The organism is Streptomyces sp. NPDC093149 (assembly GCF_044754145.1).
Taxonomy (GTDB): domain Bacteria; phylum Actinomycetota; class Actinomycetes; order Streptomycetales; family Streptomycetaceae; genus Streptomyces.
The window spans coordinates 270,686-294,861 of sequence record NZ_JBIVON010000010.1 but is presented as its reverse complement, the minus strand read 5'-3'; the positions used below and the strand labels follow the sequence as shown (position 1 = coordinate 294,861).

Genomic DNA, 24,176 nt, shown 5'->3' with positions numbered 1-24,176 from the left:
CTTGACATCATGACGTCGCACAAGACCACCCAGACAATGAAGCCCGCGACCGCGGCGAAGAAGCTGGGTGTGTACCTAGAGGCCACCCCCGCCGAGTTCCAGGAGGGTGTCGTCTCACGCACCGAGCTGAACGCGCTGCAGTCCGACCCGCCCGAGTGGCTGCAGGAGCTGCGACGCAACGGCCCGCACCCCCGGCCGGTGGTCGCGGCGAAGCTGGGTGTCTCCATCTCGGGGCTCGCCCGTGGCGGAGTCACGGACGCCCTCACCACGGAGCAGATCGAAGCACTGAAGAAGGAAAGCCCCGACTGGCTGCAGCAGGAACGCGCCACCCAGGCCGAGGTCCGGAAGGAAGCGGCGCGCATCAAGGAGAGGAACGCGGCCCGCGACGATCAGTCCCGCGCACCTCGTTCCTGACCTCCAGGGCCTCTCGTCCGGATCACACCGGGCTCGCGTGCCCCGTGTTCTGCTCAGCGCCGCTCCTCGCCCCCGCTCGGGTCGGCATCGCGTACCGGGACGCCGGAGCTGTCGGCGCGGGCGTGGCCCCCGCGTTCTCCCGTGAGCCCGGCACACGCCGGACTTGCCCGAAAATCGCCGCGTACAGCGCGGGGGTGCTCACCCTGCCGGCCTGGACCACCGCAGTGGAGGCGCTGACGAGCTGCCTCCCGACCGAAGGTCCCTGCCGACCGCTCCCCGACTACGACCACATCCGTCTGGCGATCACCGTGGCGGCCCCGGGGGCCGTCGCGGCCTGGCCGCTGCACGCGACGCTTCTCGCGCTCGCCCGGCGCCCGAAGCGGTACCTCTGACCTTGCGAGCGGTGCACATGACACCATGCCCGCACCACTCCCCCGACCACCGGACGGGCGGCCCGAAACGCTTCCGGAAGAGGTGCGCCGCCTCGGTGGGCGGCCCGGCGACCGGGGCGGTGCCCCGCCCCGATGCCCGGGTGTCGCCGACCTCTACCGTCCCTCGCCCGCGATCCGTCGTGCCCGCAGCGCGACATAGAGCTCGGCGGCGTCCACCGGCCGCGTCGGGGAGCGGCCCGTCAGCTCCGCGATACGTGCGATCCGGTACAGCACGGTGTTGCGGTGGCAGTGGAGCCGCCGCGCCGCCTCGGCGGTCGAACCGTTCGCGGCGAACCACGCGTCGAGCGTGTCGAGCAGGACCGCGTCGCCGCCCTCACCCGACAGCAGTGGCCCCAGCACGTTCCCGCCGAGTTCGGCCGCGGATTCGGCGTGCGCCGCTACGAGGGTGTCGATGGGGGCGGTGCCGTAGCAGTGGACGCCCGCCCCGGCCGGGGTCACGCATTCCAGGGCGATGCGTGCCTGCCGTACCGCCTCCGGCGCGGCGGCGAGTGAGGTGAACGGCCGGCTCACGCCCACCCGTGCGGTCGCCGCCCGTCTCACGGCCCCGAGCGCCGTGGCGGACTGCGCGTCGCCGGTCGGGGCGACAAGGCCCAGGCGCTCGCCCAGCTCGGTGGTCCAGACGGATGCCACGTCGACGCTCGTCAACCGGGCGGTGATACCGGGCAGCGGGTCCTCACCGTTCCGTCCGACCTCACCCGCCACCACGTGGTACGAGGCCCGTTCCGGCAGGCCCAGTGCGCGCTGGACGCCCGCGGCGCTCCCGAACCGGACATCGCTCGCTCCCTCGAAGACGCCGAGCAGGGTGACCCGCCTCGACACCCGCTCCTGCTGTTCCCGGTCGTCGGCGACCAGCCGGTACGCCTCCGTGGCGGCCGTGGAGAAACGGTCGAGCTCACCCCAGAAGTGCGACGACCGGCGCAGCAGTGCGTCGGCCTGCTCGCCCGTCGTGGCGCGGGCGATCGCCCACTCCCAGATCTCCAGCCCGCCGAGCCGGAAGGCGTGCAGCAGCGCCGGCAGCGGGATGCCGTGCTCGGCCTTGATCCGCCCCGCCCATCGGGCCGTCTCGTCGCCGACGTCCGGACCTCCGCTCTCCATGCGCAGGAGTGCCTCGATGTTGGCACGGACGATGTCGCGGAGTACATCGGGAGGCAGCCGGCTCCGTGTGTAGAACGACTCGTCCTCGGTGATCTTCCGGACGGTCACTTCGGTGAGTTCACCGAGCGAAGCAAGGATCTCTGCGAAGACGTGCTCGCATCCCGTGGAGTCGTTCATCCCGTCACCGTACCCGCGCGCCCTTCCAACGGGATTGTGCTGCCGCACAAAGCAGTTCGGGGAAACTCGCGGTGCTCGCCCATGGCAACGAGCTCCGCAGTCCGCCATCTTGGTGTGGCCCGGAGAACCTTGTGCCATGAACCAAGTCCGCGGCACCACGCCCGCCCGTGCCGTCGCGACCGAGGGAGATCACCATGACCGCCGCAGCCCCCACGGACAGCACCCGGAGCATGCCCGAACTCGACGCGGTCCTCCGCGAGCTCTCCGAGGGCGAGCGGCGCTGGGCGGCGACCTCATCGGCCGAACGCGCTGCCCTTCTCGACCGGGTGCATGCCGCCGTCTCGGCCGAGGCCGAGACCTGGGTGCGGATCGCGAGCCGGATCAAGCTGCTGCCGGACGGCTCCCCGCTCGTCGGTGAGGAGTGGCTCTCCGGCCCCTATGCGCTGCTCACCTCTCTGGAGGTGCTCACCCGCACGCTCCGGACGCTCGCTTCGGGGCGCGGGCCGCTCGACGGTGCGAAGTTCGGGCGGGCACCGGGGGGACGGGTGAGCGTCCCCGTGCTCCCGCTCACCGCCTACGACCGCCTCCTCCTGAACGGCTTCAGCGCCGAGGCGTGGATGCCGCCGCGGGTCGACGCGGACACCGTACGGCGCCGGGCGGGCCTCGGCGCGCGCCACCCGGAGCGCACCGCGGGCATCGGGCTCGTCCTGGGCGCCGGCAATGTCACGTCCATCGCACCGCTCGACGTGCTGTACGAACTGATCGCGCACAACCGGGTCGTCGTGCTCAAGCTCAACCCCGTCCTGGGCGACCTGGAGCCGGTCTACCGGCGCGCTCTCGCACCGCTGCTGGAGCACGGCGCCCTGCGCATCGTCCCGGGCGGCGGCGACGTCGGCGGATACCTCGCCCATCATCCCGATGTCGCGCACGTCCACATCACCGGCAGCCTCGCCACCCACGACAGCGTCGCCTTCGGGCCCGGCGAGGAGGGCCGCGCCCGCAAGGCCGCCGGCACCCCGCTCCTCGACAAGCCGATGACGAGCGAACTCGGCGGCGTCTCCCCGGTGATCGTGGTCCCGGGTGCCTGGAGCGCGGCCGACCTCCGCTACCAGGCCGAGCACATCGCGACCCAGCGTCTGCACAACAGCGGCCACAACTGCATCGCCGCGCAGGTGGTCCTGGTCAGTGGCGACTGGCCGCAACGCGAGGCCTTCCTCGGCCATCTCCGCGACGCCCTGCGGACGGCCCCGGCTCGACGTGCCTGGTATCCGGGCAGTGCGGAAAGGCTCGGCGACGCGACGCACAGCTATCCGCGCGCCGAGTGGCAGGGCTCCGAGGGCTCACGCCTGCTGGTCGAGCCCGGCGACGGCGACGACGTGTCGGAGCTGGCGACGACCGAGTACTTCGCGCCCGTGCTCGGCGTGCTCACGCTGCCCGGCAGGGGCGCCGAGTTCCTGGACCGGGCCGTCGAGACGGCCAACCGTGATCTCTTCGGCACCCTCGGGGCGAACATCGTCGTCGACCCCGCCACCCTGAAGCGGCTCGGCCGGGCGTTCGACCACGCGTTGGCCGCGCTGCGCTACGGCACGATCGCCGTCAACGCCTGGACCGCGGTCGGCTTCCTCACCGCGAGCGCCCCGTGGGGTGCCTTCCCCGGCCACACCGTCGCGGACGCCCGGAGCGGGATCGGTGTCGTACACAACGCCCTGCTCATCGACGCCCCGGAGCGGACCGTCGTCCGGGGGCCGTTCCGGCCCTTCCCGAGGTCGGTCGTGGGGGGCGAACTCGCGCTCTTCCCGAAGCCGCCGTGGTTCGTCACCACACGCAGCGCCGCCGTGACGGGCCGTCGCCTCACCGAGCTGGCGCAGCGGCCGTCCTGGGCGCGGGTACCGGCCGTGTTCGCCTCGGCCTTCCGCGCCTGAGGAACACTTGCGGGCCGGGTCCGGTGCCGAGCAGGCGGTCGAAGAACGAGCGGTGGCGCTGATGCGCCACCTGCCGCCTGCTTCGGAACACGTCAAGGGGCCACTCGGGGACCGGACTTCGCGGCCGGTGCGAGATCCGGGCCCCGTGTCGCCTTCGCTCTCCCGGCTCGCCCGCCCCCGGGCCTACTCCCGCGGTGCGACTGCCGGGACGCTCTCGGGATTCAGCAGCTGCGTCAGATGGCGGGCCGACGCGTCCCAGGACCAGGACTCCCGGGCCCACTCGCGGCCCGCGGCGCCCATCTCGGCCGCCCGCTCCCCGTCGAGCAGTATCCGGGTCAGCGCGCCGGTGACGGCCGCGACGTCGGTGCCGTCCACAACGTGTCCGGTGCGGCCGTCGAGCACCGTGTCCGGGGCCCCGCCCGAATCACCGACGACGACCGGCAGACCGCTCGCCGCCGCCTCCAGGAACACGATGCCCAGCCCCTCCGCCTCCAGACCGCCCTTCCGGGTACGGCACGGCATCGCGAAGACGTCCGCCGCCGCGTAGTAGGCCGATGTCTCGGTGTGCGACTTCCCGCCCACGAAGCGGACCGCACTCCCGTCCAGGGGTCCCGCCAACTTACGCAGCCGGGCCTCGTCCGGCCCCCGGCCGACCACGACCAGCACCGCGTCGGGCACCTCCCGCCGGATCAGCGGCAGGGCGCGGATCAGCATGTCCTGGCCCTTGCGCGGGACCAGCCGGGCCACGCACAGGATCACGCGCTCACCGTTCAGGCCGAGTTCGGTCCGCAGGGCGAGTCCGGCATCGGCGTCGGGCCGGTACACCTCCGCGTCCACCCCCGGCACCAGGCGGCTCATCCGGGCACGTGGGCCGAGAGCGGGCTCGATCCGGGCGCGCGTGTACTGGCCGAGGTACGTGACGACGTCCACGCCCTCCCCGATACGACGCATCATCCGCCGCGCACCAGGCGTTCTGGCCCACCAGATCTCATGACCGTGGGTGGTCGCGACCATACGCCGGATGCCGCTGCGGCGCAGGGCCGGAGCCATCAGGGCCAGCGGCGCGGCGGCCCCGAACCAGACCCGGTCGCACCCGTGCGCCTCGGCGATCTCGACAGCCCTGCGGGTGACCCGCCGGGTCGGCAGCAGCATGCCGCTGGAGTCGCGTACGACGGAAAACGGGAGAGACGCGTCGTACGCGGCATCGCCCGGCTCGCGCGAGGTGTAGACCACCACGTCGTCGTCGGGTATTCGGGTGGCCATGGCGTGGACGAACGTCTCTATGCCCCCCTGACGCGGCGGGAAGTCGTTCGTGATGACAAGGGTGGAACCCATGAATGTGTCGGATCCTTCAGCTGGATGCGGTCGAACGGGCCGTGAAGAGGTAGTTGCGGCAGTCTTCGGTCACGTCGGTCACGCGCGTCCAACCCCGGTTCCACCAGCGGTACATGTCGTAGCCGAGAGCGCCCAGCCGGCCGACGAGCTCGTCCGGCGTCATGGCGTACTTCTGCAGGTGACGGTCCTCGATCTCCAGCAGGAGGGCCGGCCGGTGGCGCAACAGTGTGCGTCGGGCGCCCGACATCACGGCCGCCTCCGCCCCTTCGACATCGGCCTTGATGAAGTCGACCCGGTCCAGTCCCATGTGGTGACACAGCCCGTCCACCGTCCGCACGGGTGTGGTCACCGGGCGGGAGGTGGCGAACTCCGCGTTGGGGCCGGGCCCGGAGGCACCCTCGGTGAGATAGGCACGCCCGTGGACGGGCAGCAGCCGACGCCGGGGCAGGCTCATCGTGCCTTCGTGCGCCCGCTCGCCGAGGGCCATGCGGTGCACGGTGACGTTGTCGCAGCCCAGGGCGGCTGCCGCGGCCCTCAACCATTGCGCGGGGCCATGCAGCGGTTCGACGCAGTGCACCTTCCCCGCCGGTCCGGCCAGCGCGGAGAGACTCCAGGTGTAGAGGCCGTACTCGGCCCCGATGTCGAGACAGACGGCTCCCGGCCTCACCAACGGCCGCAGCCCCGCCACCTCCTCTTCCACGAAGTGCCAACGCGAGGCCGCCCAGCGCAGTGTGAGCGCGACCGATGTCACACGCACCCCGGGGTACCGACGGCCGCCGGTACGAAGGCCCGGTTCCGGGCGACGTGCCGGACTGCCACTCATCGAACACCTTTCGGCCTGCGGGATGTACGGGTGCTGCTGCCGAGCTGCACCGCACGCGATCGGCCTACCATCGCATCATCGGATGCGCTGTGATCCCATCCTTCTTCAGGAGCAGATCGACCGGCAAGTCAGACCTGGGACGTACCCCTCAGGGCGAACCCACAGCAGCTGAAATCGGCCTGAAAGAAGGCGAATCGGAGCATGGCGGCGTTCTGACGAGGGCGGTCGGGCCTTTCGTCCGGATCCGGCCCGATCCGAACGAAAGGCCCCGGGGAGCGGCCCCGGCCCGCCTGCTCGCCGGTGACGGTTCCCTGGGTCAGGAGTAGAAGTTGCGCTGCCACCGGTGCTTGGCCAGCACGGCGAGCTGGTCGGCGGTGAGCGGACGCCCGTCGCTCAGGGCCGTGTTGCGCTCGACGTTGCGAACCGTGCGCATGCCGGGGATGACGGTGGAGACCGCCGTCGAACTCAGTACGAACCGCAACGCGTGCTCAGCGAGCTCATCGCGGGTGATGCCCAGGTCGGCGACGATCGCGGCCACCCTCCGTCCGACCTGTGCCGGGCGGTCGTCGCGGAAGTACCGGTTGCGCCAGTCGCCTTCGGGGAACGTCGTCCCGGCGTCGATCCGGCCGGTCAGGCCGCCCTCGTCCAGCGCCACACGCACGATGACACCGACGCCGTGCTCCGCACAGGCCGGCAGCAGTTCCTCGGCGGGTGCCTGGTCGAAGATGTTGTAGATGACCTGCACACTGTCCACGGCACCGCTGCGCACGAGTGCCAGCGCGGTCTCGGGCCGGTGGTCGTTGACGGAGACGCCGAAGGAACGGATCTTTCCCGACTGCTTCAGTTCGGCGACGGTCTCCAGCCAGTCCCCGCGGCCGACCCAGTCGTCGCTCCAGACATGGAACTGCAACACGTCGAAGTGGTCCAGACCGCTCACGCGCGGGCTGGTCTCCAGACTCTCGCGGATGTGCTCGCCCGGGAACGTCGCGGCCGGGTCCAGCCCTTCGGGCGCGGGCCACATTCCGTTCTTCGGCGGCACCTTGGTCGCGACGAGTACCTCTTCACCGACCCGCTCGCGGACGACCCGGCCGACGATTCGTTCGCTCTCCCCGTAGCCGCGGGCGGTGTCGACGAAGTTCACCCCGAGGTCGACGGCGCGGTGAAGAGCGCGTACGGAATCGTCCTCCGTGGCACCCACCCAGCTGGACTCACCGATGCCCCAGGCGCCGTATCCGATCTCGGATACGGACAATCCGCTGAGTCCCAGCTCGCGGTAGCGCACAGTCGTCCTCCACGTCATGGCTCCTCGCCCTGGCCGAACGAGGTCTCCGTCAGGAATCACGTCGACGATAAAGGAGTTGGGCCGCGAGGTCAGGCGAGATTTGGCGACGGCCACCGGCGTGGTCCCGGGTGAGGGGTTGGGGTGTACCGTTCGCCGGACGTCGCGGACACGGGCGGACGAGAAGTCCGCACCCCGCGCACATCGACTTCGCAGAACCTCCGCCCGAGGTGGCCTGAACAGATCCTGCCCTCTCGACTCCCCGCGCATCAAAGCGGGTTGGGCACCTGTGCATCAGGAGTCGGAAGCGGACTGCTTGCTCCGGACGGCCAACCGCCCGGGGGCTGACGGGGAAAGCTGATGAAGCACGTGCGACCGAGACGCCCGGGGGCTGCGGGGCCCGAGCTATCGCGCATGCCGTAGCGGGTGGGACCCGCTATCACGCATGCCGCAGCGGGTGGGAACCGCTGACGAACCGTCTCCTTCTGCCGTCTCCTGGCGCCTTCACCCGGAGCGCCCGTCGTCGGGCGGTGCGAACGCGGACGGGCCTGCCATGACCCGGCGCACCGTGCCGCTCGCGGTCGCGGCCCTGGACCGTCTGGGGGCAAGCGCCTGGTCGCGGAGGGCTACGGCCGTTACGAGCGGAGCCCGGGGCCCGAACGACCGCGGCCGGGACGACTGCCTCCGGGCCCGATGCCGCCGTCACCCGGTACGGGGGCCGTGGCGGGGCACGGTGCTCAGCGGGCAGCGAGGTCGCGGGCGGTCCGGGCGATGTGGGTGCGTGAGATGCCCGCGATGTCGAGGAGCTCGGAGGAGGTGCCGGAGCCCGGCAGGTTGCGCACGGCGAGGTGGACGACGGCGGGCGCGAGTCGCTGTGTGGCGAGTGCGGACAGCACGGCCTCACCGATGCCGCCCTCCGGGTGGTGGTCCTCGACGACGACCAGCGCACCGGTCTCCCGGGCCGCGTGGGCGAGTGTGTCGAGGTCCAATGGCTTGACGGAGTACAGGTCGATGACCCGGACGGGAATGCCCTCGTCGGCCAGCCGGTCGGCGGCGGCCAGGCATTCGTGGAGGGTGACACCCGCACCGATGAGGGTGACCCGGTCGCCGTCGCTCGCACGCAGGGTCTTGGACCCGCCGACGGGGAAGGTCTCGTCGGCGGCGTAGAGGACGGGGTAGGCGCCCCGGGTGGTGCGCAGGTAGGAAATGCCGTCCAGGTAGGCCATGGCGGCGGTCAGGGCCGCGGCGGAGGTGGCGTCGCTGGGGTAGAGCACGGTGGAGTCGTGGACGGCCCGCATCATGGAGAGGTCTTCCAGGCCCATCTGGGAGGGGCCGTCGGCGCCGATCTCGGTACCGCAGTGGGTCCCGCACAGACTCATGGAGATCTGTGAGACGGCGGCCATGCGGATGAAGTCATGGGCTCGGGTGAGGAAGGCGGCGAAGGTGGTGGCGTAGGGGCGGTAGCCGCGTACGGCCATGCCGACCGCGCTCGCGATCATCTGCTGTTCGGCGATGTAGGTCTGGAAGTACCGCTCGGGATGCGCCTTGCCGAAGTCCTCCGCGTGGGTGGAGTTGCCCACCTCGGCGTCCAGGGCCACGATGTCGGGCCGGGCACCGATCGCGGCGAGTGCCTTGCCGAAGGCGACGCGGGTGGCCACGGTGTCACCGACCCGGAATTGCGGCAGCGTCACCGGTACGGGAAGGGCCTGGGCGGCGGCGGGCGCCGCGGGCGGACGGGGTCCGCGTACGGTGAGGTGACGTACGCCGCCCAGTTCGTCGACTGCGCGCGCGGCGAGGTCGGCGGGCAGCGGTTTGCCGTGCCAGCCCTCGGCGTCGGCGACCTCCCGGACGCCCTGCCCCTTGACGGTCTTCGCGACGACGACGGTGGGGGCCTGCCCGTCGGCCGCGACGGCCAGGGCCTTTTCGACGGCGGCGAGATCGTGGCCGTCGACCACGAGGGCGCGGCAGCCGAAGGCTTCGGCTCGGCGGGCGTAGGCACCGGTGTCCCAGCCCAGCTCCGTGGGGCCGCTCTGGCCGAGACGGTTCACGTCGATGATCGCGACGAAGTTGGCCAAGCGGTGACGGCCCGCCTTGTCCAGGGCTTCCCAGACCGATCCCTCGGTCATTTCGCTGTCGCCGCACAGCACCCACACCCGGTACGACTCGTGTTCCAGGTCGCGTCCGGCCAGGGCGATGCCGACACCGTAGGCGATGCCCTGGCCCAGAGAGCCGGTGGCCACGTCCACCCAGGGCAGCACCGGGGTGGGGTGGCCCTGCAGACGGGCGCCGTCGCGGCGGTAGGTGGTCATCAGCTCTTCTTCGCCGATCGCACCGGCCGCGAGGAACATCGCGTACAGCAGCGGGGAGGCGTGCCCCTTGGAGAAGATCAGGTGGTCATTGCCCGGGTTCTTCGGGTCCTGCCAGTCGTAGCGCAACTGGCGTGTCATGAGAACGGCCATCAGATCTGCGGCGGACAGGCTGGAAGTGGGGTGCCCGGACCCGGCGGCGGTGCTGGCACGCACGGAGTCCACGCGCAGTTGTTGAGCCAGCTGGAAAACCTGGTCCAGGCCGCTGTCGGGCCCGAGGGAGACAGTAGTGGTGTTCTCGGCCGACATCGCGGCCTCCTCTCTCGTCCTGCCTTCCGATCCAGTCGTTCCTGTCCCGACTGCTGATCCGGCCGTTCGGCAGCTGCGGTGCGCGAGCCGCGCACCGGGCTGTGCGTGGCGCCTGTGCCCCTGCCGACCGTATGTCCGTGGCGCGAGCACCGCGATTCAAGCGCGTGCGGGTCCGATGGTGCGGTCCAGCAGCGCCGTCAGCGCCGTCCAGTGGCGTTCGTCCGCCGTGCTGTCGTACGCGGCGGTGTCGGCCTGTGTGAAACCGTGGTGCGCCCCCGGGTAGACCTCGCTGTGGTGGCGTACACCCGCTGCGGTGAGGGCCTCGTCGAGGCGGTCGATCTGTTCGGGGGGCAGCGAGGAGTCCTGGTCGGCGTGGCCGAAGTACAGCTCGGCGGTGATCCGGCCGGCGAGCAGGTGCGGGCTGTCGGGGGAGTCGGTGGCCAGGCGCCCGCCGTGGAAACCGGCCGCGGCCGCGACCCGATCCGGGTACGTGCCCGCGGTGCGCAGGGCGAGTCCGGCGCCCATGCAGTAGCCCGTGACGCCGACCGGCCCGTCGGTGGTCAGGGACGATTCGGCCAGCCAGGTCAGGTAGGCGTCCGCGTCGCGCATCGCCGCATCGGGTGTCAGCGACTGCATCATCGGGCCGATGCGCTCGAAGAGCTCGGGGCGTGCGGCCGGGTCGATGAAGTCGGGAAGTTCGACCACCGGCGCTCGCCCGTGGCGGTAGAAGACATTGGGGACCAGAACGGCGTAGCCGGCCCCGGCCAGACGGTCGGCCGACTTCTTCAGCCGCGGACGGAGCCCGAAGGCATCCGAGTAGACCAGCACGGCGGGGTGGGGACCGCTGTCGTCGGGGTGGGCCAGGTAGGCGTCGGCGACACCGTCCTGTGTGGGAATGTCCACGGATGTTCCGCGCACGGAGGTCATGGGCGGCTCTCCTCTCCTGTCGCGGTCAGTGATCGTAGACGGCCGGTGATCGCTCGGCCGGTCACCGGGCCGCGACCGGGCGCGTTGCCGGGCCGCGACGGGGCGCGTTGCCGGGCTGCGACGGGCGGCGGAACTCGGGCAGGAACCGTCACGTCGTAGGTGCTGTGCCGGGCTTCCGACTCGGTATCGTCGTCCGGCGGCCCGGGTGAGCGAACAGGGACCGAGCAGGCAGCAGGCGCCGTTCCCGGCAGGGAGCCAAGACGGTGAAGGATCCGTAGCCCCGATGACAGACAACTCCGAGATGATCGACTTCGTTCGGGCGCGCCTCGCCGAGGAGGAACAGATCGCACAGGCGGCGGGCGGCGAGAGCTGGCGGTGCCCGGCCGACGTGACCGGCGAGGTCCACGACCGCTCCGGCGGCATCGCGTTCGTCCTGCGCGGTCGCGGCTTCGACCGGCATATCGCTTTCCAGGATCCGGCGCGTACGTCCCGGCGCATCGAGACGAGCAGGGTTCTTCTCGATGAATACGCGGAGATCGCCGACAGGGACACCGACCGGCCCGAGCACGACTTCCCGTCCGGCCGCGCCGTCGGCCTCGGTTTCGCCGTCCGGCAGATGGCGGCGGAGCACGCCGGCCACCCGGACTACCGGGCCAAGTGGCTGCCACGGTTCATGCAGTAGTCACCGTCGCCGCCGGCCGGTGCCCTCGCCGGTGGCGTGCACGCCGCTGTGCCGCCGCCGGTCGTTCATGCACCCCGCGGCCCGGCCCCGGGCCACCGGCGTCGCGATGCCCCGCCCGGCTCTCCGGTCGGTCCGGTGGCGGTCAGGCCAGGGTGAGGAAGAGCTTTTCGAGTTCCTCTTCCGACATGGGCGGGGCGTCGGCGGCGGTCTCCGCCAGGCATTGACGCATCCCGCCTGCCACGATCTTGAACCCCGCCCGGTCCAGGGCCCGGGACACCGCGGCGAGCTGGGTGACGACGTCCTTGCAGTCGCGTCCGGCCTCCACCATCGCGATGACAGCCGCCAACTGCCCCTGGGCTCGCCTGAGTCGGTTCAGGACGGGTCGTACGGTCTCTTCTTCCACCTGCACGGAGTCCCTCCTCCAGTCGCTGACCAAATACCCCAGGGGGTATATCTTACTTCCTTCCGGCCGTCTCGTGGCGTCCTGCCACGGCGGTCGGACGCGTCCCGGACGTCTCGGCGGAGCGTCGGTGCGGTGCGCGTCCGGCCTGCCGTATCCGGATGGCTGCGGCGGCGAGAAGCGCGGTGCCGAGTCCGGCCCACGTGACGGGGTGGGTCCAGATGGCGGTGTCGAGCTGCTGGGCGAGGACGAAGACGCCCATGACGACGACGAACCATCCGAAGGCCGTGCGCAGGGTGTCCTGCGGAATGCGACCGGCGAGGCGCGCGCCGAGGAGGCTGCCGACGACGGCCGTCGCGGTGACGGCCAGGGCGAGGCCCCAGTCGATCTGCACGTCCGAGAGGTGTCCGGCCAGTCCGGCGAAGGATTTCATGGCGATGACGAGAAGCGAGGTGCCCACCGCGATGCTCATGGGCAGCCCGCCGAGGATCGCGAGCGCGGGCACGACGAGGAAGCCGCCACCGGAACCCACCAGGCCCGTGACGGCGCCGACGACCAGACCCTCGACAGCGATGTGCTTCAGAGGGAGGTCGCGGTGCCGGGGCTTCGGTTCGGCGCCTGCGCGCGGCTTGCGAAGCATCGCCACCGCCGTGGCAAGCATCATCAGGGCGAACGCGACGAGAAGAGCGGTACCGGGGACGTACTCGGCGACCCGGCCGCCGCCGTAGGCGCCGACCATGCTGAAGGCACCGAAGAGCAGGCCGGTCCTCCACCGCACCCGGTGGGCACGCGCATGGGGGATCAGGGCGACCACGCTGGTCACACCGACGACGAACAGAGAGGTGGCGATGGCCTCCTTGGTGCCCTGTCCGGCCAGGTAGACGAGGATCGGCACGGTCAGGATCGAGCCTCCACCGCCGAGAACGCCGAGGCTGACTCCGACGAACAGCGACGCCGCGACGACCAGGGCGGTCATGACGCGCCCCGCAGTTCCGTGATCACCTTGCGGATGTCGGTGCGCGGCCCGCGGTTGTAGGGAAGTTTGGACAACAGGACGCCCATGGCACAGGAGTTGCTCAGAGCCGCGTACGTCAGGCCGGCGCCGACCGCGGTTCCGATGAGGTGCGCGCCGGGAACGAAGAGTCCCACCACGCCGGTGGTGAGGACGATCGAACCGGCGACGAGCCGGACCTGGCGCTCCATGTCCCAGCGGTCGGCGCCGCGGTCCGTGGGAGCGCCCGCCATCTCCCAGGCACTGATGCCACCCTCCAGCACACGGAGGTTCGGCAGGCCGGCCTCGGCCAGAGCCTTTTCGGCCTGGGCGGCACGGGCCCCGGAGCGGCAGACCAGGACGACGTCCTCGTCGAGGTGGTCCAGCAGTTCGTTCCGGTGCTCACGCAGGGTGTCGAGGGGCACGTTGCAGGCGCCGGGGATATGGACCGTGCGGAACTCACCGGACGTGCGCACGTCGAGGATGCGTGGCGCGCGTTCCTCCTGCACGAGGCGGTGCAGGACGGCGGGGGTGATCGAGGAGGTCCGGGCGGACTTCTCAGTCATGAGGGGCTCCGTTCGAAGAGTTCATATGCGTGGGTGGTGGTCGATGTCCCGATCGACCGCCCTGGGCAGGGGTTCCCCCGCCCAGGGCGCGCCGGGAGACTGCGAAAGCAGAGCGGTCAGACGTCGGCGGGTTCCGCCGACAGGGCCCAGGCGGAGTAGCCGCCGAGGATGTCGGAGACGTCCTCGAAGCCGCGTCGGCGCAGGAGACTGGCCGCGATCGAGGAGCGGTGGCCACCGGCGCAGTGCAGGACGAGGGGGCGGTCGGCGGGGATCTCGCCCAGGCGCTCGGGCAGTTCGCTCAGGGCCATGTGCAGGGCGCCCTCGATGAAGCCGTTCGCGCTGCGCTCTCCGCAGGTGCGTACGTCGATGACGAGCGGAGGGTTCTCTCCTCGTAGGGCGGTGCGCAGTTGCGCGGCGGCCAGGCGGCTCGCGGGAGCGACCTCCCCGGCCAGCGCCTCGAGGGCGTCCTCGGGGTTGCGCAGGTAGCCCACCGCACGGTCGAAGCCGATACGGGCGAGGCGGGTGACGACTTCCTCCTCCCGGTTCTCCGGAGCCATGACGACCAGCTCGTCGGCCGGATCGAGGACGGTGCCGGCCTGTTCCGCGAACCGGCCCTCGACGGGGACGTTGACCGCCCCACGCAGGTGGCCGTTGGCGAATTCCTGCGGGGAACGGGCGTCGACCACGACCGCCCCCGCCCTGCGCAGTTCGGTGAACTCGTCCAACGACAGCGGCCGTGGCGCCGCGGCCGGGTCGAACAGGAGACGGTCCTTGCGGTTGAGTTCCGCGTCGAAGGCGAAGTAGCCGGGCGCGGCGGACTGGCCGGCGGTGACGAGCGCGACGAAATCCTCACGACTCATCGGCACGCAGGCGTAGTTGGTGGCGCGCTGCTCCCCGATGGTGGACTGCTTCTCGGTGGAGAGGTTCTTGCCGCAGGAGGAGCCGGCGCCGTGGGCGGGAAAGACCCGGACCGCGTCGGGCAGTGCCATCAGCTTGTTCTGGACACTGTCGTGGAGCATCGCACCGAGTTCGTCGGCGGTCACGCCCACGGAGGCGAGCAGATCGGGGCGGCCGACGTCGCCGATGAACAAGGCGTCGCCGGTCAGCACCCCGTAGGGAACCGTGTCATCGGCGTGCTCGTACACGAGGACGCTGATCGACTCGGGGGTGTGCCCCGGGGTCTCCATGATCTGCAGCGTGACATCGCCGAGGGAGACACGTTCGCCGTCGGCGAGCTTGCGGATGGGGTACTCGGTCTCGGCGCGGCGGCCGTAGCCGATCCAGGCGCCGGTGCGGTCGGCCATCTCCAGGTGCCCGGCGACGAAGTCGGCGTGGAAGTGGGTGTTGATGACGCCCACGACGGTGAATCCGTGCGCCTGGGCATCGGCCAGATACTCCGAGACGTCTCTGCGTGGGTCGACGACCACGGCCTGGCCGGTCGTCTCGTCGGCGATCATGTACGACGCCTGCGACAGGCAGTCGAGGTAGTACTGGGTGAAGAGCACGGTGGAACCTCCGTCGGGGGACGCGCACCCTGCCGGGTGCGGAGAGTTGACCGAAGGCGCGACAGCGCCTTCCGAATGGGTCCGGGGGCCGGGGCTTCAGGCCGACTCGGCGGCCGCAGCGCCGTGGTCGAGGGGGTGACCTGCCCGCGCCCCCGCGGCGGTACCGCCTGCGACCGGGACGGCGTCCGCACCGAGAGCCTCGACGCGCTCGGCGGCCCGGCCGCTGCGGCTGCCGCTCGCGCAGATCACGGAGACGGTCCGGTCCCCGGGCAGAGCACTCACGACGGCGCCGAGCGCGGACGGCGGCGCGGGGCGTGCGCCGGGCACATGGCCGGCCCGGCACTCGTCGGGCTCCGGGACATCGATCACGAACGCGCCGTTCGCGAGCCCCGCCGCGAGGACGGTCAGATCCGCTTCACGCATGACGATCTCCTGTTCTCGGATACCCCCATAGGTATTGATTGCTCCGACCGTAGGCAGTCCCGCAGCGGAAAGTCAAATACCCCCAGGGGTATCCTGGCTCACATGCGAAAAATACCCATAGGGGTATCCTGGCCTGTGGGTTTTCTGATCTTGATCAGCGTGGAGGAGCGATGGAACAGCGGACCGGCCTGGTCTCGCCCACGCCTGGGGTGCGGCTGGGCCTCCGGGCCCGCCGCCACCGCCCGTCCGAGGGCACGGCCGGCCCCGCGGACGGGAACGTCCTCCTCGCCGGGCCTCCCCCGCGTGACGTAAGAGCCCCGAGCCGCCGCATGCACCTGGGACTCGCCACTTTCGCGGACTTCCACCGGAACCGGGCCCGGCCCTGACACATCGTCAGGCGTACTCGGTCCCGAGGTCATTCTCCGGTGATGCGCTGGTCCCGCCCTGCCGTGAAGGCGGCGTCCGGTGGCTGGCCGAGCACGTCCCCCGAGCACCGTGCCGCAACCGTCGTCCGGACCTCATTCCGACTGCACGTCGATGTTGATGTACCAGCCCATGCGCCTGAGACGCTCCTGAGTGCCCAGGGTCAGCGAATGGTCCGGGCCGAGGGTGCGGACGTAACCCGACAGGACGACGACGAGAAGCCGGGCGGCTTCTTCGGTATGCCCGAGGGTGCGCACCGCGGCCGCCAGGTTTCCGCCGGCGGCGAGGGTCCGGAGGTCGTGCTCGCCCAAGGTCGTCCGGTAGCCCGTGTACGCCCGTTCCAGCAGGGCGAAACCGTGTTCCCGAGCGCCCGACTCGAACAGGACGGCTCCGAGGACGGAGGCGGTCTCCAGTGTGGTGGTGTGGTCCGGGCCGTGAACGCTCTCCTTGCACTCCATGGTCCGCTTGAGAAGTGCGAGGCCCTCCGCGCGTCCGGCGCCCATCACCATGGCCGTGGCGAGGTTGTGGGCATAGGCCAGAGTGTCCGGGTCGTCGGCTCCGTTGCGGCGTTCGCTGCGGGAGTGCGCCTCGCGGTGCATGGCTTCGGCTTCCGGCGTCAGCCCCAGTTGGTAGAGCGTGTGGCCCAGGGCGTCGTAGAGGGAGATGGTGGCAGGATCGTCCGGGCCGAGGAAGCGTTCGTAGTCGGCCAGGAGGGCGCGCATCACCGGCTCGGCCGGCGCGTGGAGGTCATGGCCGAGCAACTCGGCGAGAAGCTCCTCCCGGTCGGCGGTCGACGCGGGAAGCGAGTTCACCTCCTCTTCCACGGGCAGTACGGGAGGTTCCGCGGGTGGTTCGGGAGGCGTTGTGGCCGGCGGCTCGGGGTGCGTCCTGCCTTCCGGCTCGGAGGGTGACGTCTTCCTGCTCCTGCGGCGTCCGAAGCGCATCTGGAACCTCTTTCCCGCCGTGATGGATCCGGGGTTCTCCGTTGGGCGGCTCAAGGCTCAGCCGCCGACGTGTGCGAACGGCGCCCAGACGAAGGGTGGGTGGCCGGCCGCGCGCAGTCTGCGGACGGCGTCGTTCAGGGCTGTGGCGGTTCCTTCGGCTCGCAGGGTTCCACTCCTGACGAGCGTACGGTAGAGGTCCGCGCTGAGTTCCTCGGTTGCGATGGTCCCCACCGACCACAGGGTGCCGATGACGTGTTGCCAGCCGGCGTACTGGAACGCCCCGGCGAGGTTGATCGCTTCATCGGGTACCGCAGCACCGCCGAGGGCCGTCTTGCAGGCGGAGAGGAAGGCGAACTCGCCGTGGGCGTGGCGGTCGGCCCGGAGATCGGCGATGGTCAGCACCTCATCGTGCAGGACGAGCCCTCCCTCCGAAGGGCGAAGCAGTTGCTGACCGCCGTGGCAGCTCAGGTGCACCCATCGGTGGGTACGCAGTGCGTCGCGCACGGCCTCGCGCGTCGCCCGCTCCCCCTGCAGCACCGTGGCCCGGGGGATCGCTTCGCGCAGGGCGGTCAGTTCCCCTGCCACCTGCGGCAGGGGGAGGTGGCCCGGGGTGACGGGCATCCCCACCACCAGCATCCGGTCCGCCGTCCCGGGACTTGGCGTGGCCTGCCGGTTGGCGAGAAGGGCACGCACCGTCGGGGTGTACGAGGGGGTGACCCGGTCAAGGACACAGGCGTCGGCCGTATCGCCCGGCGACGCGGAGTCCGGAAGGCCGGCGGCGTGCAGGGGCAGCAGCGCCAGTGGGCCGGTCGGACACCACCACAGCCGGGGCCGGGGCCGTCCGGCGGGAGGAGCCCCGGTGTGTCCCAGAGTTGTCAGCACAGGCTCCGCGATGTCGTGCCACAGCCACTTCAGCGTGCTGGTGACCAGGAGGTTCAGCTTGACCCGGGCGACGGCGTCGCGCGGGCCTTCCTCGTACTGGGCGAGCGCGTCGAGATAGCGCGCGCTCCGCTCCAGCATGCGCGGGTACGTGAGGCGGCCCAGCCGGACAGCCCGGACGGCGGTGGTCGTGACGATCAATGCGTCGGTGCGCCACTGGCTGGAGACGACCATGACGACCGGCCCCCGGGTCGCGGCCCCGCGCAGTTCGGCTCCTGTGGCGGGTCTCCGGAAGTCGGCAAGCCCCGGCAGACGTCTGATGTGCGCGAGGAGTTCGTCGCGTTCCGCGACCAGCGCGAGCCGCCGGTCGGCGATGCGGTCCCACCACGGATCGGCCGAGGCCGTCCGGGGTGGTGCGTTCAACCCGCGTTCCAGGCGGGTGAGTCGGTCGGCCAGTTCCCTGTCCACGGAGTCGAGAGCGTCCAGCCCGTCGCGCAGGTCGAGCAGTTGTGCCCAGAGGACGGACCGGCCACGTTCCAGCAGTTCCACCGCGCGCTCCGGGTCGCCCGCGGCCACCGCGCAGCTCGCGGCCTCGGCCGACAGGCCGCTCCAGGCGGTGAGTTCGTCCTCCTGCGCCGCCCGTTCCTTGGCCGACGAGACAAGGGACGGCAGAAATCCGAGCGCCTGCGCGTACTGATCGGTGGCCGCGCCCCAGGCACCGCTCCGGGCCAGGCACCGCGCCGCGTACGCCGCCGCCGAGGCCCGTGCCCAAGGCGGCGCCGTCAGGTCGGAGGCGAGCCCCTGCCAGAGAGACAGAGCACGGCCGGCGCCCGGGTGCCCGCGGAGATCCGTCAGGAGACGAGCGAGGTGAAGCACGACCGAGGCATGGTCGGCGTGCTGCGCGGGAGTGCTCTGCAATGACCGCTCGGCGAGTTCGACGGCCCCGTCCGCGTCGCTCTCCTCGCCGAGGAGGCGGTATCGGCTGTACAAGACGCTGCTCAGCTCCCGCAGGTGGATGCCCAGGTCCGGATCCCTGGGGCCGGCGCCCGCCACGGCGCGCAGGCACGCCGCATGGGCTTCTGCGAGATCCTGCAGTCCGCCGAGTTCCGCGGAAAACAGCTCTGGCCCCTGAGCGTTCCGTATCTGCTCCCATTGGAGCCGCGCCGCATCCGCGCGCAGCTCGCTGACGCCGAAGGGCGTGATGTCGTCCCGCAGGCGGAACTGCCGGGCCATCAGTGCCCGCCCGAGGCTCGCTTCATAGGACGCCCGCCTCGGATCGTCCCGCCCCAGCCCGTCCAGAGCCAGGCGGAAGGCGTCGATGGCCTCGTCGAGGACCCGCGGCTCGTGGTTGTGCGCGTAGGTGGCACGCAGCACCCACCCCCATGTGTGCAGCCGCCCGGAGCGCCGTGGATCCCCGGTCCCTGTCTCCTTGACGGATTCTTCGCCACAGTGGACGGCGTGGTCCAGGTCCTGCCGGCTGCCGGTCTCCTGGAAGCGGCTGAGCAGGACGGCACTGAGGTCGGACAGAGCGTCGAGCCGGACACCCGGAAATGAACTCCTGTCGGCCGCCCGGGTCAGCAGCTCGACCGCCTGCCCCAGCTGGTGCGGGTCACGGGTGAGCACAAAGAGTTCGTGCAGCGCACCGCCGAGCCTGGCCCTGCGTCGTGCGAGGTCCGGGTCGCTGCCCGGGGTCGATGCCACCACCGCGCGTAACTCGTCGACGGCGAGCGCGAGTTCGTCGCGGTCACCGGTCAGACGGAACCGGGTCAGACGCGCGGCGGCGAGGTTCTCCTCGAACAGCAGGCGGCGACGACCCGTCGACGGGGTGGCCCTGACTGCCCGCGAGCTGAGTCCGGCCGCCTCGGCGGCGGCGACGAAGTCGCCGCCGCGGTTGGCCTGTGCCTGCAGTGCGGTACTGAGGTTGTCGAGGCGATTGGGCAGATCCGCGTCGGCCGGATCGGTGGCTCGGAGAGCGGCTCGTGCGGTCACGGTGGCCCGGTCGAGGTCCGACGGGTCGCCGCAGCGGTCGTACCGCATACGCAGCGCCAGACTCAGATTGGACATGTCTCCGGGCCAGAATCCGTGCTCCGGCGGGTAGGCCTCGACCGTCCCGCCGAACAGCTCGATCGCTGCGTCCAGCTCCGTCCGGCCCTCTGTGACCTGGCCCTCCTTGAGCAGCCGGATGGCCAGGCGGCCCCAGTGCTCGGGACCGAGGAAGCGGTGATCGATCCGTACCCCTGCGGCGAGCAACTGACGCGGCCCTTCGGGCACCAGAGACGGATCGACGTTGCCGACCCGGGCGTAGAACAGGAGTGCCTCCCACAGATCGGAACCGTTCTTGCTGTCGTCGGCTCCGTCGCGGGCCCAATGCAGCCGGGCGAGCGTGTGCCCGATCTCGACGCTGCAGCCGCTGGGCGAGAGCGCGGTGCGCCAGAGTCGGCCCGCCTGGGCCATCACCCCGGGTCCCAGTACCGCCTCCCCGTCCCCCGTCCGCTCGTACCGTTCGATCCGCTCCTTCAGAACCGTCAGCGCCTCGTCCTGCGACAAGCTCACAACGACCCCCGTATGCAGGCTTGTTCGTCTACCGTATGGGATTTGCGCCACTACAGATCCGCCTCGGCGAAGGAGTTCCCCTTGTCCACCGCTGACAATCGTGCCGCTGCGGCGTGGCTGTGCGCCGCGGTACCGGATCTGCTGGTCGGCGCCTTGGCGGACGAGCAGGTGCTGACCTGGATCGATCAGGCCACGCAGGCCGTCCGGGACGGCGAGTCGGCCGTCGCCGTATGCCGACGGCTGGGCTATTCGACACGCACCGACCCCGACAAGCACGCCGACGACATGGTCGGTCTCGACGACTTCGGACTCGATCCCGTGCGGGTCGAGGGTGACTACCATTGCCCGACCGGGCGTTGTTCACGCCGCGCCCGCCCGGACGAGAGAGGCCGGGAACCGCACTGCGCCGTCGATGACGCCCCGATGGTCCTGCGCGCCCGGCCCCGTCCGTGAACACGCTGCTCGCGGAAATGGGCAAGAAGGTCGCGGACCGCTGGCTGAGCGCACTGCTGCTGCCCGGACTGCTACTGGTGGCGGCGTCCGTCTGCGGAGTCCTGCTCGGTCACGCCTCGGCACTCGATCCGGCGGAGCTCACCACCGAACTGGGCCGACTGGGCCGCCGACTCGACTCCCGGCCTGCGGCGACGGCTCTCGCGGTCGTCGGCGCCCTGCTGGCCGCCACCGCCGCCGGGCTGGCGGCCCAGGGAGTGGCGGCGGGAGTCCGGAGGACGTGGATCGCGCACCGGCCGCGCCGCTGGGTGGCACGCCGCCGGGAGAGGGCGAGGGCCGCACGGGAGCGGGCCGGGGGGCAAGGGCCGGACCGCTATCTTCCCGTACGCGCAACGGACATCGGGGACCGCTTCCGCCTGGTCGACGAGCGGGTCGACGCCCAGTACGGCCTGTCGGTGGCCCTGGTCTGGCCCCGTCTCTGGCTGCTCCTCCCGGAGACGGTGCGGCCCGTGATCAGTGATGCGTCCAGCCGGTACCGGCGCGCGGCGGAGACCGCCGCCTGGGGGCTGCTGACGGTGGCGCTGGGCGTGGTCTGGTGGCCGGCGCTCCCCGTGGGGCTGGCCATCTTGCTGATCGGCTGCCGCAGAGGCCGGGCGGCGGGTGCGGCCCTGGCGGACCTGGTCGAGGCTGCCGTCGACACACAGCAGCGTCAGCTCGCCGAGGCCCTGGGGATCGAGCTCCCGCACGGCCGCGTCACCCCTGCGGAAGGATTGCGGATCAACGACGTTCTCAACAAGCGCGCGTGACCTCGGCGGAAAGCTGTGCGAGGACGCGGGACTCCGCCTCCACGCTCACCCGTGGGGACCGGGGAGTTCAGTCACGAGGACGGGACGCCACGGCCCGGAGCCAGGCGGGATCACCGCCTGCGCCACGGGCGCGGCGCGCTCGCACAGGACGCGACCTCGCTGCGTAGGCGACCGAGCAAGCCGCTGAAGTGTCCGCACGGCAGGGAAGGCGGCCGGTTCCGCCGGTCAGCCCGACTTCGGCGGCTTCTGCGCGTCGAAGGCGAAGACAGTGTTCTTGGCCGCGGTCACGATCACCGCACGCCCCGCGACGGTCACGCGCGGGCTTGCGCCCTGCTCGCCCGTCAAACCATCGGCCTGCGGATCTGTTGCCCACAGGGGTTTGCCATCGTGCGGCGACAGCGCGGCCACCCGGCCGGTGGCCGAGCTGAAGTACAGCGCGCCGGCTCCCGCCACGGGCCCCGACGCACCCTCCACGCCCGTCTGCCGGAACCACTTCGTCCGGCCGGTCGCGGGGTCGAGCGCCGTGACGAGACCGGTCTGGCTGCTCACGTAGAGGCTGCCGTCCGTCATTCCGGGCGTCCCCGAATATGTCTCGGCCAGCCGGGAGTACGTGACCTTCCGCGAGGACGGGTGGACCCGTGCCACCCCGTCGTAGCCGGCCAGCGCCGTTCCCTCCATGTGCACCTGAAGGAGTACGAGCCTGCCGTCGGCGACGCCCATCGGCACGGCGGGGCCGTCGACCGCGATGGGCCTGCCCAGTGTCCCCGTGGCGCGGTCGACCGGGTACAGGGAGGGGTGGCGCACTTCCAAGGCATCCACTTCCGCGTCCGTCGCGCACATCGCGAAGAGCTGCGGGCCCACCGGGACGGGAGCGCACTGGGTGCCCGCGGGGAACGGCGTCTTCCAGGCGACCGTACCGCTGTGCGCGTCCCGGGCCTCGAAGCGGGAGTTGGAGGCGTCGACCGTCACGACGTCGGAGCCGACCACGAGGGCGTCCTGAGTCCGACCCGTGACGGCCTTCGACTGGGCGCCGGACGGCACGGACCACAGCTCCCGGCCATTGTTCGCGTCGACGGCCACCACCTCACTGGGAGGGTCCTGCGGGGCGTCCTGGGCGGCGAAGCGGTAACCGAGCACCGTGTCGTCGGTGGCGCCCACCAGGTGCATGCCCTGGACGGGGACGCCCGGACTCTTCACCGTCCACGCCCGCGAGCCGTCCGAGGCCCTGATACGGGTCGCGACAACGCCGCCGCCCCCGCAGAACAGCGCGTCGCCGTGTGCGACGCAACGCAGTTCGTCGGGGATGTCCTCGCGACCGCCCAGCACGGTCTTGCGCCATGGCCCGAAGCCGTCCGGAAGTGCGGCACCCGGCGCCGCGACGCTGTTGCCCTTGTGGCCGCCGCTGTTCCCCCCGAAGCCGCCCGCCTTCAGCGTGGCGACTCCCCCGCCGATCGCTGCCACCGCGACCGCGGCCGCGAGCACGGGGCGCCATCGGCGGCGCAGGCGGCGGCCGATGGGAGTGCCGGTGCTCCCGGTGTCGGGACCGGCCGGGGCAGTCGGCGCCGGGGTGGCCCGCATCGCGAAGTGATGCTGGGTGATCACGTCGCGGGTGCGGCCCGCGCCAACCCCGTTCGCGTCGGTCCCGCCGAGGTCGGCCGGCAGGTCCCGCAGCAGCACGAGGAGTTCGTCCGCCGAGGGGCGCCCCTCGGGCTCCTTGTCCAGGCACGACTCGACGACCCCGCGCAAGGCCGGCGGAACGGCACCCAGCGACGGCTCCTCGTGCACCACCTGATACGCCGTCATGTAGGGGCTGTCCGCGTCGAAGGGCCCGTGGCCCGTCGCCGCGTACACCAGCAGCGTCCCCAGCGAGAAGACATCGGACCGCGGCCCCACACCACGCGGCGCCCGCAACTGCTCCGGCGACATGAAGGGCGGCGTACCGATGACCCGCCCTGTCATCGTCAGCGTCTGCTGGTCCACGGCGCGCGAAATACCGAAGTCGATGACGCGCGGGCCCTCGGGCGAGAGCACGACGTTCGAGGGCTTCAGGTCACGGTGGACGACCCCCACCCGGTGGATGTCGCGCAGCGCCTCCGCCAGCCCGATGGCGAGCCTCTTCAGCTCCGCTCCGTTCAGCGGGCCTTTCGCCGCGATGTGCTGGGCGAGCGTGTCCCCCTCGATATAGGTCGTCGCCATCCACGGCTGCTCGGCCTCAGGGGCTGCGTCGACCACGGCGGCGGTGAACGCGCCGCTCACCCGCCTCGCCGCCGCCACCTCCTGCCGGAAACGGATACGGAACTCGTCGTCCCCCGCGAACTGCTGGTGGATCAGTTTGATCGCGACAGGTCGCCCCGAGCTCGTACGGGCCAGAAACACCGTGCCCATGCCCCCCGAGCCGAGTCGCGCCTCAAGCGGATAGCCGCCGATCTCGGCTGGATCACCTCCGCGCAGCGACACTCTTCCCGACCTCCCGTCCCCCGTGCACCTCTGTCGCCACGGGCCTGCGTACCTGTTC

21 protein-coding genes are annotated in these 24,176 nt (G+C 71.4%); 7 read left to right on the top strand and 14 right to left on the bottom strand.

The genetic code is table 11. The features are described from left to right. Positions 1-9: 9 nt before the first annotated feature. Positions 10-414: a DUF5997 family protein gene (locus tag ACIQCZ_RS28625; protein WP_376214659.1), complete on the top strand. Its 405-nt coding sequence runs from the start codon at positions 10-12 to the stop codon at positions 412-414. 44 nt (positions 415-458) lie between these two features. Next, positions 459-806 carry a hypothetical protein gene (locus ACIQCZ_RS28620; RefSeq protein WP_402286147.1) on the top strand — a complete coding sequence of 116 codons (348 nt, stop codon included), beginning with the start codon at positions 459-461 and terminating at the stop codon, positions 804-806. A gap of 153 nt (positions 807-959) precedes the next feature. On the opposite strand, the gene ACIQCZ_RS28615 is transcribed toward ACIQCZ_RS28620, so the two are convergent. Further along, positions 960-2,138, bottom strand: a complete 1,179-nt coding sequence (locus ACIQCZ_RS28615) for a PucR family transcriptional regulator (RefSeq protein ID WP_402286146.1) — start codon at positions 2,136-2,138, stop codon at positions 960-962. Positions 2,139-2,332: 194 nt separating this feature from the next. Here ACIQCZ_RS28615 and ACIQCZ_RS28610 point away from each other — a divergent pair, with 194 nt between their 5' ends. Further along, positions 2,333-4,060: an aldehyde dehydrogenase family protein gene (locus tag ACIQCZ_RS28610; protein WP_402286145.1), complete on the top strand. Its 1,728-nt coding sequence runs from the start codon at positions 2,333-2,335 to the stop codon at positions 4,058-4,060. Between the two features lie 183 nt (positions 4,061-4,243). Here the strand turns inward: ACIQCZ_RS28610 and ACIQCZ_RS28605 are convergent, their stop codons facing one another. The 5 genes from ACIQCZ_RS28605 to ACIQCZ_RS28585 form a co-directional block, all read right to left on the bottom strand. After that, positions 4,244-5,395, bottom strand: a complete 1,152-nt coding sequence (locus ACIQCZ_RS28605; protein ID WP_402286142.1) for a glycosyltransferase family 4 protein — start codon at positions 5,393-5,395, stop codon at positions 4,244-4,246. Between the two features lie 16 nt (positions 5,396-5,411). After that, entirely contained in the window at positions 5,412-6,152 is a 741-nt protein-coding gene (locus ACIQCZ_RS28600; protein ID WP_402286140.1) for an FkbM family methyltransferase, read from the bottom strand. A 382-nt stretch (positions 6,153-6,534) separates the two neighbouring features. Next, on the bottom strand, positions 6,535-7,500 hold the full coding sequence (locus ACIQCZ_RS28595; protein ID WP_402286256.1) for an aldo/keto reductase: 966 nt from the start codon (positions 7,498-7,500) through the stop codon (positions 6,535-6,537). A 734-nt stretch (positions 7,501-8,234) separates the two neighbouring features. Then, positions 8,235-10,112 carry a transketolase gene (locus ACIQCZ_RS28590; protein WP_402286138.1) on the bottom strand — a complete coding sequence of 626 codons (1,878 nt, stop codon included), beginning with the start codon at positions 10,110-10,112 and terminating at the stop codon, positions 8,235-8,237. 156 nt (positions 10,113-10,268) lie between these two features. Next, positions 10,269-11,039: a dienelactone hydrolase family protein gene (locus ACIQCZ_RS28585; protein WP_402286135.1), complete on the bottom strand. Its 771-nt coding sequence runs from the start codon at positions 11,037-11,039 to the stop codon at positions 10,269-10,271. Between the two features lie 283 nt (positions 11,040-11,322). Here ACIQCZ_RS28585 and ACIQCZ_RS28580 point away from each other — a divergent pair, with 283 nt between their 5' ends. Next, a complete protein-coding gene (locus tag ACIQCZ_RS28580; protein WP_351080680.1) occupies positions 11,323-11,721 on the top strand; it encodes a DUF6221 family protein in 399 nt (132 codons plus the stop codon). Between the two features lie 142 nt (positions 11,722-11,863). On the opposite strand, the gene ACIQCZ_RS28575 is transcribed toward ACIQCZ_RS28580, so the two are convergent. The 5 genes from ACIQCZ_RS28575 to ACIQCZ_RS28555 form a co-directional block, all read right to left on the bottom strand. Beyond that, positions 11,864-12,130, bottom strand: coding sequence for a metal-sensitive transcriptional regulator (locus ACIQCZ_RS28575; protein WP_402286132.1), 267 nt, complete (start codon positions 12,128-12,130; stop codon positions 11,864-11,866). Between the two features lie 46 nt (positions 12,131-12,176). Further along, the gene (locus ACIQCZ_RS28570; protein WP_402286130.1) at positions 12,177-13,097 is read right to left on the bottom strand and encodes a sulfite exporter TauE/SafE family protein; all 921 of its coding nucleotides are present in this window, start codon (positions 13,095-13,097) and stop codon (positions 12,177-12,179) included. Beyond that, entirely contained in the window at positions 13,094-13,678 is a 585-nt protein-coding gene (locus tag ACIQCZ_RS28565; RefSeq protein WP_402286128.1) for a rhodanese-like domain-containing protein, read from the bottom strand. Before ACIQCZ_RS28565 ends, ACIQCZ_RS28570 begins: the two co-directional genes overlap by 4 nt. 116 nt (positions 13,679-13,794) lie before the next feature. After that, positions 13,795-15,183 carry a rhodanese-like domain-containing protein gene (locus ACIQCZ_RS28560; protein ID WP_402286125.1) on the bottom strand — a complete coding sequence of 463 codons (1,389 nt, stop codon included), beginning with the start codon at positions 15,181-15,183 and terminating at the stop codon, positions 13,795-13,797. Positions 15,184-15,279: 96 nt separating this feature from the next. Beyond that, a complete protein-coding gene (locus tag ACIQCZ_RS28555) occupies positions 15,280-15,606 on the bottom strand; it encodes a rhodanese-like domain-containing protein (RefSeq protein WP_402286123.1) in 327 nt (108 codons plus the stop codon). A 170-nt stretch (positions 15,607-15,776) separates the two neighbouring features. Between ACIQCZ_RS28555 and ACIQCZ_RS28550 the strand changes: the two genes are divergently transcribed. Then, complete coding sequence (locus ACIQCZ_RS28550) at positions 15,777-15,992, top strand: hypothetical protein (protein WP_402286121.1); 216 nt, start codon at positions 15,777-15,779, stop codon at positions 15,990-15,992. Between the two features lie 132 nt (positions 15,993-16,124). Here ACIQCZ_RS28550 and ACIQCZ_RS28545 read toward each other — a convergent pair whose 3' ends face one another. Together ACIQCZ_RS28545 and ACIQCZ_RS28540 are read right to left on the bottom strand one after the other, a co-directional pair. Further along, entirely contained in the window at positions 16,125-16,853 is a 729-nt protein-coding gene (locus ACIQCZ_RS28545) for a tetratricopeptide repeat protein (RefSeq protein WP_402286120.1), read from the bottom strand. Positions 16,854-17,030: 177 nt separating this feature from the next. Beyond that, the gene (locus ACIQCZ_RS28540) at positions 17,031-20,405 is read right to left on the bottom strand and encodes a CHAT domain-containing protein (protein ID WP_402286118.1); all 3,375 of its coding nucleotides are present in this window, start codon (positions 20,403-20,405) and stop codon (positions 17,031-17,033) included. Positions 20,406-20,486: 81 nt separating this feature from the next. On the opposite strand from ACIQCZ_RS28540, the gene ACIQCZ_RS28535 reads away from it, so the two are divergent. Beyond that, on the top strand, positions 20,487-20,858 hold the full coding sequence (locus ACIQCZ_RS28535) for a hypothetical protein (protein WP_402286116.1): 372 nt from the start codon (positions 20,487-20,489) through the stop codon (positions 20,856-20,858). After that, positions 20,855-21,661: a hypothetical protein gene (locus tag ACIQCZ_RS28530; protein WP_402286114.1), complete on the top strand. Its 807-nt coding sequence runs from the start codon at positions 20,855-20,857 to the stop codon at positions 21,659-21,661. Before ACIQCZ_RS28535 ends, ACIQCZ_RS28530 begins: the two co-directional genes overlap by 4 nt. Before the next feature lie 225 nt (positions 21,662-21,886). On the opposite strand, the gene ACIQCZ_RS28525 is transcribed toward ACIQCZ_RS28530, so the two are convergent. Further along, complete coding sequence (locus ACIQCZ_RS28525; RefSeq protein WP_402286111.1) at positions 21,887-24,118, bottom strand: serine/threonine-protein kinase; 2,232 nt, start codon at positions 24,116-24,118, stop codon at positions 21,887-21,889. Positions 24,119-24,176: the final 58 nt, after the last annotated feature.

Coding starts and splice junctions, on each gene's coding strand:
- ACIQCZ_RS28590 (WP_402286138.1), bottom strand. CDS start 10,112: ATGTCGGCCGAGAACACCACTACTGTCTCCCTCGGGCCCGACAGCGGC.
- ACIQCZ_RS28615 (WP_402286146.1), bottom strand. CDS start 2,138: ATGAACGACTCCACGGGATGCGAGCACGTCTTCGCAGAGATCCTTGCT.
- ACIQCZ_RS28610 (WP_402286145.1), top strand. CDS start 2,333: ATGACCGCCGCAGCCCCCACGGACAGCACCCGGAGCATGCCCGAACTC.
- ACIQCZ_RS28555 (WP_402286123.1), bottom strand. CDS start 15,606: ATGCGTGAAGCGGATCTGACCGTCCTCGCGGCGGGGCTCGCGAACGGC.
- ACIQCZ_RS28550 (WP_402286121.1), top strand. CDS start 15,777: ATGGAACAGCGGACCGGCCTGGTCTCGCCCACGCCTGGGGTGCGGCTG.
- ACIQCZ_RS28605 (WP_402286142.1), bottom strand. CDS start 5,395: ATGGGTTCCACCCTTGTCATCACGAACGACTTCCCGCCGCGTCAGGGG.
- ACIQCZ_RS28580 (WP_351080680.1), top strand. CDS start 11,323: ATGACAGACAACTCCGAGATGATCGACTTCGTTCGGGCGCGCCTCGCC.
- ACIQCZ_RS28570 (WP_402286130.1), bottom strand. CDS start 13,097: ATGACCGCCCTGGTCGTCGCGGCGTCGCTGTTCGTCGGAGTCAGCCTC.
- ACIQCZ_RS28585 (WP_402286135.1), bottom strand. CDS start 11,039: ATGACCTCCGTGCGCGGAACATCCGTGGACATTCCCACACAGGACGGT.
- ACIQCZ_RS28625 (WP_376214659.1), top strand. CDS start 10: ATGACGTCGCACAAGACCACCCAGACAATGAAGCCCGCGACCGCGGCG.
- ACIQCZ_RS28565 (WP_402286128.1), bottom strand. CDS start 13,678: ATGACTGAGAAGTCCGCCCGGACCTCCTCGATCACCCCCGCCGTCCTG.